The following is a 13,355-nucleotide window of genomic DNA, read 5'->3' on the forward strand; positions in this document are numbered from 1 at the left end:
ACTGGTCGAAGTCGGCGTCGTAGCGGGTGCCGACTCCGTCGTGGTAGACGGCGTACCCGCCGGCGTAGTCACCGGCGCGGAAGCGGGCGAGCATCCGCTGGACGTCGTCGGGGTGGTGCTCCGCCATGTAGCGCACGGCGAGATAGCCCCACGGGTAGGTGCGGGTCACGTCACTGTTGGCGTAGGTGTTCTCGAAGAGCGTGCTCAGCTTGTACGTGTGCCGGCCGGCCTCCTGGATCGCCTGGTCGTCGGAGATCCCCCGGTACCCGTAGGAGACGTACTCGGCGAGGCCCTCGATCCACCACACGTCCGGCACGGAGGTCTGCCGCGTGAAGTCGCCCTTCATGTCGTCGCGGGCGTCGAGGAAGTGCGTGTACTCGTGGTTGAGGTTCCAGATCCGGGCCGTGAAGCCGTCGTCGGAGTCCTTCTGGTACATGATCGACGTCGGTTGGTTGGCCGGGTCGGACGGGTCGCCGTCGAGCGTGATGCCGCCGTTGTCGGTGCTGACGCCGTAGATCGCGCCGGCGTAGGTCTGGTAGTCGGCGCGGCCGGCGAAGACGACGAGCTGGATGGTGGAGACGTACTGGCCGGGTATGGCGCCGTCGGCCTTGACCAGGTTCCGGAAGTAGGCGTCCTGGTTCAGCACGCTGGCGCATACGGCGGCGAGGTCGTCGGCCGTCAGGGACTGGGCGCGGACGGTGTGGGCCGCGTCGCAGTGGTGGGTGATCGGCAGGGCGGCGGCGGTGAGCTTGGCGGGCAGGTCGCAGACGTCGTAGTACGCGCAATTGCCGCCGTCGTAGGCGTTCGCCTGTGTGGCCACCGCGACCCACAGGGCGGCCGTCGGGCCGGTGATCTCCGACTCGTCCAGCAGATCCTTGGTCAACGGCCGTACGGCTTCCTGGAGTTCGGGATGCTCGACGTAGCGGGCCAGGTTCATCCCCGCGTTGGAGTCCAGGAAGGCCAGAGAGGTGCCGAGCAGGTCGGTGTGGTCCAGCGCGAAGTCGTGCAGGGTGTCGGTGATCGACGGGTCCGCGGCGACGGCGTTCACATAGTCCGGGTTCCAGTTGCCGCGCCACAGCGGGGTGTAGACGTCGTTGACCGCCCGGACCATGCTGTCCACGGAGTCGTACGAGCTGTCGTAGCCGCTCAACAGCCGCTCATAGACCGGGAGATACCTGCCCTGCTGGTCGGCGCTGTCGGTGAGGACGACGGTCTCGCCGAGGATGTCGCCGTTGGCGGCCGTGACGTCGTACGCGTGCACGCGGGCGAAGAAGGCGTCCAGGCCGGCGGTGACGGCGGTGGTGAGGCGGGAGGTGTACGGGCCCACGTCCGCGGAGTGGTTGAACTGCACGTAGTACCCGGCCCGCAGGAACAGGACCAGTTGCTGCAGGCTGCCGGAGTCGTCGCCGCGGTACCGCCCGGCCTCGCGGGTGAACGCGGCCGCCACGGTGAGCATCTGGGCCTGGCGGAAGATGGCGTGCGCGTCCTGGCCGGTGACCGGGAAGAGGGTGTTCACGCAGTCCGTGGTCGAGGCCTGCACGAAGGCGACGAGGGCGGAGCCGGTACGACTGCCGAAGTCGGCCGGGGTGCAGGAGGCCGCCGTGGCCGGCCTTCGGGCGTCCGGCCGGGACAGCAGCGGCTGCCGGGGCGGGAGCCGGTCCGGGCTGAGCCGGCGGGACTGGCTCGCCGGGCGCTCGGTGACGGGTGCGGTGGCGCCGGTGGGCGACGGTGGGGCGGAGGTGTGCGCGCGGGACGTGGCGGCCGTGCCGGGGTGCGGCTGGGGCGCGGCCGACGCCGGTGCGGACAGCAGGCCGGCCACGGTGACACCGACGGCGGCGGCAGCGGCCAGGCGTGCGGCCGTACGCCCGGGCCCGCGTACGGGCAGCGCGAAGCGACAGGGCATGGGGGGTCCTCCACGAAGGGATGTGCCTCGGTGGGGTGTTGAGGCGTGTGAGGCACTGTCTCAGCGCGCCGCCGCCTCAACAATGCCGTATGACATAGCACATGACACTGGTGCCGCATAACATCGCGGCACGCTCTTGGCATACCGGATCCCGCTACGCCCCGGTGGCGCTCCAGGTGCGCGAGGCCCAGGCCCTCAGGTGCGGTGCCTGGGCGACGAGGTCGCGGTACGCGGCTGAGGCGGACTGGGTCAGCGCCTCCAGGACCTCGTCGTCGACGGTGTCGGGCCGCCAGGCCAGCACATAACGGCACCACAGCGGCGAGCCGACCAGCGGCTTGACCACGACGTGCGGGATCGGGCGCAGCGTCGGCTGCACGAGAGACACCCCGAGGCCGTCGGCGATCATGCTCTGCAGCTGGCTCTGGTCGCCGAGGAACTCATGGACCGTGACCGGGGTGAAACCGGCGGCCGCACAGGCGTCGTAGAACACCCCGGGCCAGCCGGCGCCGTCGTCGGGGGTCACGAACCAGGCGTCCTCGGCCAGGTCCGCGAGCTGCACCTGGGCACACTGACGCAGCCGGTGCCGGGAGGGCAGGGCGACGAAGGTCGGCTCGGTGACGATCCCGCGATGCTTCACGGCGTCCGAGTGGCGCAGCTCCATGCCCGGGTAGTCGGCGGCGATCGCGGCGTCCACCGCGCCCTCCTCCAGCAGCTCCACGATCCGTGAGGAGGCGTAGACGCTGTTGACCGCCAGGGACAGCTCCGGCAGCCGGGTGCGGACGCGGGAGACCGTGCCGGACAGCATGGGCGAGTTGGTCGCGGCCACGCGCAGCGTACGGCGGCGGGGGCGCGCGGCGGCGGTGCGGTGGCCGATGGCATCGGCGCGGGCCAGCACGTCGCGCGCCTGGGCAACCACCTCCGCGCCGTAGGCGGTGGGCCGGACCCCGCTCGTGCCGCGTTCGAAGAGCGGCTCGCCGAAGTGACGCTCGATGCGACGCAGTTGGGTGCTCACGGCGGGCTGCGAGTAGCCGAGCTGTGTCGCCGCGCGCCCGACGCTCCCGGCGTCGGCGATCGCGCACAGCACCCGCAGATGCCGCAGCTCCATCTCCATCGCACCCCTCCTCGTCCCACGCCCGAGCCCGCCCACCCCGGAAAACCCGCAGCTCATCACCGCCGTCGCAGCTGACCGCACCCGGCGCGCCGAAGCGTTCCATTGTGCCGCACCCAGCACAAGACACAGCCCAGCCGACCTCGGGCCCTGACTCAAGGGCACAGCCCGGCCGACTTCGGGCCCTGACTCAAGGGCACAGCCCGGCCGGCCTCCCGGATCCGGCCCGAGCCCGGAGGCCCACCAGCCCCGGGCCCCGGCACAGTACACAGCACCACCGACCTCGCCCGGCCGAGCGCAGGGCCACAGACCTCCGGAATCCGGCCCGGACCCACCGGTCCAGCAGCCCAGGACCAGGCCGAAGGCCCGCCCTCACCGCAATGCCCACCCCGGGCGCAAAGCCCCGCCGGCCTCGGACCCTGCCCGCACTCGGGCCCACCCACCCCGGGCCCCGCCACAGCGCACGGGACCACCGGCCCCGGCCCCGGCCCCGGCCCGACGACCCCCTCCACCCGCCCAGAATCCGCCCCGAGGTCAGCCGATCCGTCTCCGTCGTGGGCCTGTGCCGCCACTGCCCCGGCCCCGGGCGCCCCCGCGCCTTGCCCCCTGACGGCTCCAGACCGCCCGGACTCGTCCCACCCGGCCACCCCTCACCGGCGGCCCAGCACCTCCGCGACGCGGATGAAACCGTCCCTTCCATGGCCCAGGTCGATGACCCCTCGGGCCAGGCCCGCCGTCGCGCGCATCACGCTCGCGTCGATGCCGTGGGACTCGGAGACGGCGATGATGTGGGACATGGCCGAGGCGGCGGAGGTGATGGGGTTGATGGCGCCGGAGTAGGTGCCGTCGTCGGCGTCCTGGGCGAACCTGGTGAACAGCGGCGGCAGGATCGCGCCGATGCCCTGTGCGAAGGGGGCCAGTTCGCCGGCCGTGACGCCTTCCGCCCGGGCGAGCGCCACGGCGTGGGCATAGCCGGCCATCGCGGTCCAGAAGATGTCGAGCAGCGCGATGTCGAACGTCGCCGCGCGCCCGACCTCCTCGCCGAGATAGGTGTGCGTCCCGCCCAGCGCCTCCAGTACGGGGCGGTGTTCGTCGTAGAGGGCACGCGGGCCGCTGTGCAGGAACACGGCTTCCGGTGTGCCGATACTGGGCGCGGGGGTCATGATCGCCCCCTCCAGGTAGCGGATGCCGTGGGCGGCCGCCCAGTCGGATGTGTCCCGGGCCCGTCCCGGGGTGTCGGCGGTCAGGTTCACGACGGTGCGGCCCTTCAGCGCCCGGGTGACGGGCTCGGGTCGCAACAGGGCGTCGGCCGCGTCGTAGTCGACCACGCAGACCACGGTCAGGCCGGAGACGGCCACGGCCTCCTCCGCCGAGCCCGCGCCGGCGGCGCCCTGCCCGATCAGCTCCCGGTCCCTGCCCGGCGTACGGTTCCAGACCGTCGTACGCAACCCCGCCCTCAGGAACGCGGCGGCGAGCGAGCGGCCCATGGGCCCGAGTCCGAGCACGGTGACGGCGGGAAGATCCGGGGATGGGGACATGTTCCAACTCCTGTATGTGTGCGAGAAGTACGTGGTCGAGAATGTGGCCGTACGGCCCGGTGAGGAACCGAGGACACCGATGACACGCAGCCGTGCCCAGGACCCCGGCGTCTGCGGGGTGACCGCCGCGATCGCCGTGATCGACGGCAAGTGGAAGACGTCCCTGTTGTGGCTGCTGGAGTCCGGCCCGCACCGGCCCGCCGCCCTGCGGCGCCGGCTGCCGGGGCTGAGCGAGAAGGTGCTGACGCAGGCGCTGCGCGAGATGGAGGAGGACGGTCTGGTGCACCGGGAGGTGTACGACGTGCTGCCCCCGAAGACCGTCTACTCGCTGACCGCCTTCGGCCGCGACCTGTCGGAGGCCCTGGGCCCCGTCTCCGACTGGGGCCACCGCCGCCTGGACCGGCTCCGCGAGCGCGAACGCCAAGCCCCTGCCTGACGTACCGTCAGTAAATCTCCGCCTCCCGTCCGTTGTGCCCTCGCGCGCCCCGGCCTCGTGCCACGAGCCTCTCCCGGCCGGGTGCCGTCTGCCTAGTACGCACAAAAAAGTGGGTGTGCGAGAGGGGCGGGCCGCGGCATACCCGCGGGCCGCCCCTCGACAGGGACCTCGGCTCAGCAGGCGCTCAGTAAGCCCGCCCCACGATCGCGACGCTCCCCGGCTCGTCGTCGCTCGCGGGCACCGAACCGTCCGTCGCGACCAGGCACCGTACGGACACGCCCTGCTCGCCCAGCCGGGCCTCGCCGGCGGGGCCCAGCGCGGCCCAGGGGATGCGGGCCCAGCCGGTGCCCGCGGCCTCGACGGCCTCGTCGACGGTGCTCACCTCGACCGTGCGCTCCTCGCGTCGCCGGCGGGACTGCGCGAGCAGCAGCGCCTGATCGTCCTCCAGCGCCCCGGGCAGGAGCGCGGGCAGCGCCGTGACGGCGACCGGCTCCTTGGTGCCCGGGATGCGGCGGACCAGCACGGCGGTGCCGCTCTCCAGATCGCGCGGGCCCACCTCGATCCGTACCGGCACGCCCTTCAGCTCCCAGTCGACCGCGCGCCGGCCGAACGGCACGTCGGTGCGGTCGTCGACCTCCACGCGCACGCCCGCCTCCCGCAGCCGCTCGCCGAGCGCGCGGACGGCGGCCGACACCTCCTCGTCACCCTTGACGGCGAGGACCACCGCCTGGACCGGGGCCAGCCGGGGCGGGACGCGCAGCCCGTCGTCGTCGCCGTGGGTCATCACCAGCGCGCCGATCATGCGGGTGGTGGAGCCCCAGGAGGTCTGCCAGACGTGCTCCTGCCGGCCCTCCCGCGACACGAACCGCGTGTCGAAGGCCTTGGCGAAGTTCTGGCCCAGCTCATGGCTGGTGACCATCTGCAGGGCCTTGCCGTCGCCCATCATGCTCTCCAGCGTGAGGGTGTTGATCGCGCCGGCGAACCGCTCCCGGGCCGTCTTGCGCCCGGAGACGAAGTCCATGGCGAGGACGTCGCGCAGGAAGGCGCCGTAGACCTCGCTCTGGATGCGGGCCGCGAAGGCGCGGGCCTCCTCCTGCGTGGCGTGCGCGGTGTGGCCCTCCTGCCACAGGAACTCGGTGGTGCGCAGGAACAGGCGCGGGCGCAGTTCCCAGCGCACCACGTTGGCCCACTGGTTGATCAGCAGCGGCAGATCGCGGTAGCTCTGCACCCACTTGGCGAAGTACTCGTTGACGATCGTCTCGGAGGTGGGGCGGATCACGACGGGCTCCTCCAGCTCCTTGCCGCCCGCGTGGGTGACGACCGCGAGCTCGGGCGCGAAGCCCTCGACGTGCTCGGCCTCCCGGGTCAGATAGGACTCCGGGATGAGCAGCGGGAAGTACGCGTTCCGCGTGCCGGTCGCCTTGATCCGGGCGTCCATCTCCTGCTGCATCCGCTCCCACAGGCCGTACCCGTACGGTCGGATGACCATGGTGCCGCGCACCGGGCCGTTGTCGGCCAGCTCCGCCTTGGTGATCAGGTCCTGGTACCAGCGCGGGAAGTCGTCCGCCCGGGGCGTGAGAACGGGTGCTTTTGCCATGCCGGGCAGGCTAGGACGACCGGTCGCCGCCGCGCGAACCAATTCCCTCCCCCCTTGACCCGGTCGTGTCGGGCTGCCATTTTTTTATCGATACAAAGGATCTCGGCATCATCTCGTTCCATCGCTGAATCGGAGTACGCCCGTGCCCACAGCCACCGCGATCATCAACCTCGACATCGAGGGACCCACGATCAGCCGTCACCTGTACGGGCACTTCGCCGAGCATCTGGGCCGGTGCGTCTACGGCGGGTTCTGGGTCGGCGAGGACTCCCCGATCCCGAACGAGGGCGGCATCCGCCTCGACGTCGTGGCCGCGCTGCGCGCCCTGGACATCCCCAACCTGCGCTGGCCGGGCGGCTGCTTCGCCGACGAGTACCACTGGATGGACGGCATCGGCCCGCGCGAGCAGCGGCCCCGGATGGTCAACACGCACTGGGGGAACGTCGAGGAGAACAACCACTTCGGCACCCATGAGTTCATGGCGCTGTGCGAACTGCTCGGCGCGGAGCCGTACATCAGCGGCAACGTGGGCAGCGGCACGGTCCGCGAGATGAGCGAGTGGGTGGAGTACCTCACCCGGGACGGCGACAGCCCGATGGTGCGGCTGCGCAAGGAGAACGGGCGCGAGGAGCCGTGGCGGGTGAAGTACTGGGGCATCGGCAACGAGACCTGGGGCTGCGGCGGCAACATGCGCGCCGAGTACTTCGCGGACCTCGCCCGCCAGTACGGCACGTACTGCCGCGACCACGGCGACAACAAGCTGTACCGGATCGCCTCGGGCGCCTCCGACGAGGACTACAAGTGGACCGAGACGCTGATGCGGCAGATCAACTGCTTCGGCTGCGAGGCCACCCCGCGCACCTACTACCAGGCCCTGTCCGTCCACTACTACACGCTGGCCGGGCCCTGGGAGGCCAAGGGCAGCGCCACCGCCTTCGACACCGACGACTACTACCGGACGATGGTCTCCGCCCGGCGCGTCGACCGCATCCTCACCGGCCACTCCACCGTCATGGACTGCTACGACCCGGGGCGCACGGTGGGCCTCGTGCTGGACGAGTGGGGCACCTGGTGGGACGTGGAGCCGGGCACCAACCCGGGCTTCCTGTTCCAGCAGAACACGCTGCGTGACGCGCTCGTGGCGAGCACCCACTTCGACATCTTCCACCGGCATGCGGCGCGCCTGGTCATGGCCAACATCGCGCAGACCGTCAACGTCCTGCAGGCCATGCTGCTCACCGACGGGGACTCACTGGTGCTGACCCCGACGTACCACGTCTTCGAGATGAACAAGGGCCACCAGGACGCCACGTCGCTGCCTGTGCATGTGCGCGCGGACGGCGCCCGGCGCACCGTCGGGGACACCGAGCTGGAGACGGTGTCGGTCTCCGCCAGCGTCAAGGACGGCACGGTCCTCGTCTCGCTGAGCAACCTGGACGCCGAGGAGCCCGCCGAGGTCACCCTCGACCTGCGCGGCGGCCGGATCGGAGAGGCGCGGGCGCGGATCCTCACGGCGGACAAGGTCCAGGCGCACAACACCCCGCAGGCACCGGAGACGGTGGCCCCGCGCGCCTTCGAGGGCGAGGGCGTCCGCATCACGGACCGGGGGCTGGTCCTGACCCTGCCGCCGCACTCCTTCGTGACCGTCCAGGCCCCCCTGACCGTGGAGGGCTGACAGGTGGCGGCGATGGAACGACCCCTGCCCGACCGGCGGCTGCGCCCCCCGATGGGCTGGAACAGCTGGGACTGCTACGGCACGACCGTCACCGAGGAAGAGGTGCTCGCCAACGCGGAGTTCCTGCACGACCATCTGCTCTCCCACGGCTGGGACACGGTCGTGGTGGACATCCAGTGGTACGAGCCGACGGCCCGCGCCCACGGCTACAACGCCGACGCGCCGCTGATCCTGGACGCCTACGGCCGCCAGCTCCCGGCGCCGAACCGGTTCCCGTCCGCCGCCGGCGGGGCGGGCTTCGCACCGCTGGCCCGGCGGGTGCACGACCTCGGTCTGCGGTTCGGCCTGCACATCATGCGCGGCATCCCCCGCCGGGCCGTCGCCGCCCGACTGCCGGTGTACGGCACGGAGTTCACCGCCGACGAGATCGCCGACACGGACTCGGTCTGCCCGTGGAACTCCGACAACCACGGCCTGAACCACGATCACCCGGGCGCCCAGGCCTACTACGACTCCCAGGTGGCCCAGTTCGCCGACTGGGGCGTGGACTTCGTCAAGGCCGACGACATGCTCTTCCCGTACCACGAGCGGGAGATCGCGGCCTACGCGCGGGCGATCGAGCGCAGCGGACGGCCCATCGAGCTGAGCCTGTCCCCCGGCACCGATGTATCCGTCGCCCACCTGGACCATCTGCGGGAGCACGCCACGATGTGGCGGGTCTGCGACGACCTGTGGGACCGCTGGGCGGACGTGGAGGCCCAGTTCGCGCGGATGGCGCGGTGGGCCCCCTGGCAGGGCGAGGGCGGCTGGGCGGACGCCGACATGCTGCCGCTCGGCCGGATCGGCATCCGCGCCGAACGCGGCGAGGACCGGATGTCCCGGCTCACCCGGCCCGAGCAGATCAGCCTGCTCACCCTGTGGCTGATCTCCCGCTCGCCGCTGATGATGGGCGGCGACCTGCCGACCAGCCCGCGCGAGACCATTGAACTCCTCAGCAATGACGAGGCGTTGGCCGTGCTGTGGCACAGCACCGGCAACCGCGAGGTGCTGCGCGAGGGCGACCTGGTGCTCTGGACGGCCCGCGACACCGACGGCCGTACCCGCTACGCCGCGGTGTTCTCGCTGGCCGACGAGCCCCGCCGGTACGAGGTGCCGCTCGGCTCGCTCGGCGCCCGGCCCGGCGACCGGGTCCGCGAGCTGTGGAGCCGTACGGCGGTCGCGCACGACGGCCGGCACCTGACCGTCGACGTGCCCGCCCACGGCGCCGCCCTCTATCGTCTTGCGCGAGACAGCGGGGTGGAGGACAGCGGGCGGGAGTGAGCGTGGCGACGATCCAGGACGTGGCGAAGGCGGCCGGGGTGTCGGCGATGACGGTCTCCAACGTCATCAACGACCACCCCAACGTCCGCCCCGCCACCCGGGAGCGCGTCCTCGCGGCGATGGCCCGGCTCGACTACCGGGTCAACGTGGCCGCCCGCAACCTCCGCAAGGGCCGCACCGGCACCATTGGCCTCGCGGTCCCCGAGCTGAACCGGCCGTACTACGGCCGGCTGGCCGCGGCCATCTTCACCGCGGCCGGCCGGCACGGCCTGAGGGTGAGCGTCGAGCAGACCGGCGCCCGCCGGGAGAACGAACTGGCGGCGCTGTCGCTGTCCCGCAACCGGCTCTACGACGGGCTCATCCTCAGCACGGTCGGCATGGGCCCGGCCGACGTCGAGGCGCTCAAAGTGGACCACCCGGTGGTGATCCTCGGCGAGCGGATCTTCGGCGGGCCCGTGGACCATGTCGCCATGCCCAACGTCGAGGCGTCGGCGGCCGCCACCCGGCATCTGATCGAGCAGGGCTGCCGGCGCGTGGCCGTCGTGTGCGGGGAGCTGCGCGACGAGGTCCACATGTCGAACCTGCGCCATACCGGCTACCGGCAGGCGCTGCGGGCGGCCGGGCTGCCCGCCGACCCGGCCCTGGTGCAGAGCGTGCCGGAACTCACCATGGCGGAGGGGGCCCGGCGGGCGCGGGCCATGGTGGCGGGCGGCCTGGACTTCGACGGCGTGTTCTGCGTGACGGACACCGTGGCGATGGGGGTGCTGCGGGGGCTGGCGGACGCGGGGGTGCGGGTGCCGGAGCAGGTCAAGGTGATCGGTTTCGACAACGTCGACGAGGGCGCCTTCCTCGTCCCGTCACTCTCCACGGTGGACCCGGATCACGACCTGATGGCCGAGCGTGCCGTCGGCCTGCTCGTCGCACGCCTCGGCAGCACGGGGCCTCCGGCGGAGCAGGAGGAGTTCGTCAGCCCCTTCTCACTGGTGCTGCGCGAGTCCACCTCTACCTAAAGGTATTTGCCTAAACGTATTAGGCAGCTCCATAATCCTCTAGGCCAGAGAGGAGAGAGCTGATGGTTCGCGCAGGTCTGAGCACCGAGCGGCTGGTCCGTGCGGGCGCCGAGCTGGCTGATGAGGTCGGCTTCGAGCAGGTGACCGTGTCCGCGCTGGCCCGGCGGTTCGACGTCAAGGTCGCGAGCCTGTACTCGCATCTGAAGAACTCCCAGGACCTCAAGACCCGGATCGCGCTGCTCGCCCTGGAGGAGCTCGCCGACCGCGCCGCCGAGGCGCTCGCCGGCCGGGCGGGCAAGGACGCCCTGACCGCTTTCGCCGACGTGTACCGCGACTATGCCCGCGAGCACCCGGGCCGCTACGCGGCGACCCGCCACCCGCTCGACCCCGAAGCGGCGGCGGCGAGCGCGGGCGGGCGGCACGCGCAGATGACCCGGGCGATCCTTCGCGGCTACGACCTCGCCGAGCCCGATCAGACCCATGCGGTCCGGCTGCTCGGCGGCTTCTTCCACGGCTACGTCAGCCTGGAGACGGCCGGCGCCTTCAGCTACAGCGCCCCCGACTCGCAGGAGTCCTGGACGCGGAACCTGGACGCGCTCGACTCCCTGCTGCGCGCCTGGCCCTCCCCCTGACCCGCTTCGCCCTCCACTCGTCCCTCTTCGAAACTCATCCCTCTTCGAAACGCAGGCGGACACCATGCACGCCATCCCCCTCACCTCCGACCTCCTGCGCGGCGCGCTCGACCTGGAGCGCACCGAGCGCGGACTGCTGCCGCACCGGCTGCCCGCCCGCGCCCGCGCCCAGTGCGCCGACCCGCAGCTGGCCATGGCGGAGTCGCAGCCCTCCGGCGTACGACTGGTGTTCCGCACCCGCGCGACCACCGTGGAGCTGGACACCCTGCCGACCAAGCGGGTCTACGTCGGCGTGCCGCCCCGCCCGGACGGTGTGTACGACCTGCTCGTCGACGGACGGCTCGCCGGCAGCGGCCGAGCCGAGGGCGGCAACACGCTCACGATCGACATGGCGGCCGGCCGCGCCGAGCACCGCCCCGGCCCGGTCGGCACGGTCCGCTTCACGGATCTGCCCGGCACGCTCAAGGACGTGGAGATCTGGCTTCCGCACAACGAGACGACCGAGCTCGTCGCACTGCGCGCCGACGCGCCCGTCGAGCCCGTGGCGGACCGGGGCCGCGCGGTGTGGCTGCATCACGGCAGTTCGATCAGCCACGGCTCGGACGCCGCGAGCCCGACCACCACCTGGCCGGCGCTCGCCGCGGACCTGGGCGGGGTGGAGCTGATCAATCTGGGGCTGGGCGGCGGCGCCCTGCTCGACCCGTTCACCGCGCGCACGCTGCGCGACACGCCGGCCGACCTGATCAGCGTCAAGCTCGGCATCAACGTCGTCAACGCCGACCTGATGCGGCTGCGCGCGTTCGGCCCGGCCGTGCACGGCTTCCTCGACACCGTCCGCGAGGGGCACCCCGGCACCCCGCTGCTCGTCGTCTCGCCGATCCTGTGCCCGATACACGAGGACACGCCGGGCCCCAGCGCCCCGGACTTCTCCGCCCTGAGCGAGGGACGGCTGCGGTTCCGGGCCACCGGGGACCCGGCGGAGACGGCGAGCGGAAAGCTCACTCTGCGTGTCATCCGGGAGGAGCTGGCCCGGATCGTGCGCGAGCGGGCCGCCGAGGACCCGAACCTGCACCACCTCGACGGCCGTGAGCTGTACGGCGAGGCCGACTTCGTCGAACTGCCGCTGCCCGACGACCTCCACCCGGACGCCGCCGCGCACCGCCGGATCGGCGAGCGGTTCGCGGCGCGGGCGTTCGCACCGGGCGGCCCCTTCGCGGACGGCGCCGCCTGACCCGTACGGGCGGCCGGCTCACACCAGGTGAGCGAAGACCACCAGGTTGTCCTTGTAGTCCTTCGCGTCGTGGTCGTACGGCCCCGCGCAGGTGATCAGCCGGACCTCGGGGCGCGACGCGTCGGCGTACACGCGCTGGTCGGGGAAGGCGTCCTTGGCGAAGGTCTCGGTGTCGTCCACGACGAATTCCGCGTCGCGCCCGTCGGCCCGCTCCACGGTGAACTGGTCGCCCTGCTTCAGCTCGTCGAGGCCGGCGAAGACGGCGGGGGAGGTCGTGGTGTCGAGGTGCCCCGCGATGATCGCGGTGCCCTTCTCACCGGGCGAGACGCCCTTGGCGTACCAACCGACCAGGTTGGTGTCGTCGGCCGTCGGGGGCTGCAGCTGGTTCCCGGCGCCGATGGTCAGGGTGGTGAAGGGGGCGTCCACGTCGATCTTCGGGATGAGCAGCCGGGTCGGTGCGGACCGGGGCAGTTCCTCGTCGTCCTGCTGTGGGTCGGCCTGCTGTGGGGCGGCCGTCGCACCAGCGCCCGGGCCGGCGCCTGCACCGTTGCCGGTGCCTGCTCCTGTGCTTGTACCTGCACGAGCACCAGGGGGACGCACGGCCTGCGAGGCGTCGCCCGCCTTGTGGTGGCCGCCGAACACGACGGCGAAGAGGACGAGGATCGCCACGATCCACAGGCTCAGTCGTCCGCCACGGCCGGAACTCTGCCCGTCCGCCGGTGTCGGGGAGGAGGGATTTGCTGCCATCGGACACCACCTCGCTCGGGCACGGCAGCAGGGGGATGAGAACAAGGGCGCCGGCACGCAGGGCCCGGCGCGGGGAGAGGGACACGGGGACCGGCCCCCGGCGGCGGGGCGCCGACGTGGTGAGCACGTCGGCGGCGGCCGCTGCCTCAGGAACGAGC

General features: G+C 72.1%; 11 protein-coding genes. 6 read left to right on the forward strand and 5 right to left on the reverse strand.

Going from position 1 to position 13,355, the window contains the following annotated elements; translation table 11 throughout:
* The 3 genes from LE548_RS02370 to LE548_RS02380 form a co-directional block, all read right to left on the reverse strand.
* On the reverse strand, positions 1 to 1,903 hold a 1,903-nt coding region (locus tag LE548_RS02370; RefSeq protein ID WP_225094876.1), incomplete at its 3' end, for a collagenase.
* A 154-nt stretch (positions 1,904 to 2,057) separates the two neighbouring features.
* On the reverse strand, positions 2,058 to 3,014 hold the full coding sequence (locus LE548_RS02375; protein ID WP_225094877.1) for a LysR family transcriptional regulator: 957 nt from the start codon (positions 3,012 to 3,014) through the stop codon (positions 2,058 to 2,060).
* Positions 3,015 to 3,661: 647 nt separating this feature from the next.
* Complete coding sequence (locus tag LE548_RS02380) at positions 3,662 to 4,549, reverse strand: NAD(P)-dependent oxidoreductase (RefSeq protein ID WP_225094878.1); 888 nt, start codon at positions 4,547 to 4,549, stop codon at positions 3,662 to 3,664.
* 79 nt (positions 4,550 to 4,628) lie between these two features.
* Between LE548_RS02380 and LE548_RS02385 the strand changes: the two genes are divergently transcribed.
* On the forward strand, positions 4,629 to 4,985 hold the full coding sequence (locus tag LE548_RS02385) for a helix-turn-helix domain-containing protein (protein WP_225094970.1): 357 nt from the start codon (positions 4,629 to 4,631) through the stop codon (positions 4,983 to 4,985).
* Positions 4,986 to 5,169: 184 nt separating this feature from the next.
* Here LE548_RS02385 and proS read toward each other — a convergent pair whose 3' ends face one another.
* Entirely contained in the window at positions 5,170 to 6,582 is a 1,413-nt protein-coding gene (gene proS, locus LE548_RS02390; RefSeq protein ID WP_225094879.1) for a proline--tRNA ligase, read from the reverse strand.
* A gap of 142 nt (positions 6,583 to 6,724) precedes the next feature.
* Between proS and LE548_RS02395 the strand changes: the two genes are divergently transcribed.
* From LE548_RS02395 to LE548_RS02415, 5 genes are all read left to right on the forward strand, one after another.
* Positions 6,725 to 8,257 carry an alpha-N-arabinofuranosidase gene (locus LE548_RS02395; protein WP_225094880.1) on the forward strand — a complete coding sequence of 511 codons (1,533 nt, stop codon included), beginning with the start codon at positions 6,725 to 6,727 and terminating at the stop codon, positions 8,255 to 8,257.
* Between the two features lie 12 nt (positions 8,258 to 8,269).
* Positions 8,270 to 9,577, forward strand: coding sequence for a glycoside hydrolase family 27 protein (locus LE548_RS02400; protein ID WP_225094881.1), 1,308 nt, complete (start codon positions 8,270 to 8,272; stop codon positions 9,575 to 9,577).
* A 2-nt stretch (positions 9,578 to 9,579) separates the two neighbouring features.
* Positions 9,580 to 10,587, forward strand: coding sequence for a LacI family DNA-binding transcriptional regulator (locus LE548_RS02405; RefSeq protein WP_225094882.1), 1,008 nt, complete (start codon positions 9,580 to 9,582; stop codon positions 10,585 to 10,587).
* Positions 10,588 to 10,649: 62 nt separating this feature from the next.
* The gene (locus tag LE548_RS02410; protein WP_225094883.1) at positions 10,650 to 11,219 is read left to right on the forward strand and encodes a TetR/AcrR family transcriptional regulator; all 570 of its coding nucleotides are present in this window, start codon (positions 10,650 to 10,652) and stop codon (positions 11,217 to 11,219) included.
* Positions 11,220 to 11,283: 64 nt separating this feature from the next.
* Positions 11,284 to 12,450, forward strand: a complete 1,167-nt coding sequence (locus tag LE548_RS02415) for a GDSL-type esterase/lipase family protein (RefSeq protein ID WP_225094884.1) — start codon at positions 11,284 to 11,286, stop codon at positions 12,448 to 12,450.
* 18 nt (positions 12,451 to 12,468) lie between these two features.
* Here LE548_RS02415 and LE548_RS02420 read toward each other — a convergent pair whose 3' ends face one another.
* Positions 12,469 to 13,197 (reverse strand): class F sortase, encoded by a 729-nt coding sequence (locus tag LE548_RS02420; RefSeq protein WP_225094885.1) that lies wholly within the window; start codon positions 13,195 to 13,197, stop codon positions 12,469 to 12,471.
* Between the last annotated feature and the right edge of the window lie 158 nt (positions 13,198 to 13,355).

Origin of the sequence: Streptomyces sp. CoH27, assembly GCF_020181035.1 — a bacterium.
Taxonomy (GTDB): domain Bacteria; phylum Actinomycetota; class Actinomycetes; order Streptomycetales; family Streptomycetaceae; genus Streptomyces; species Streptomyces camelliae.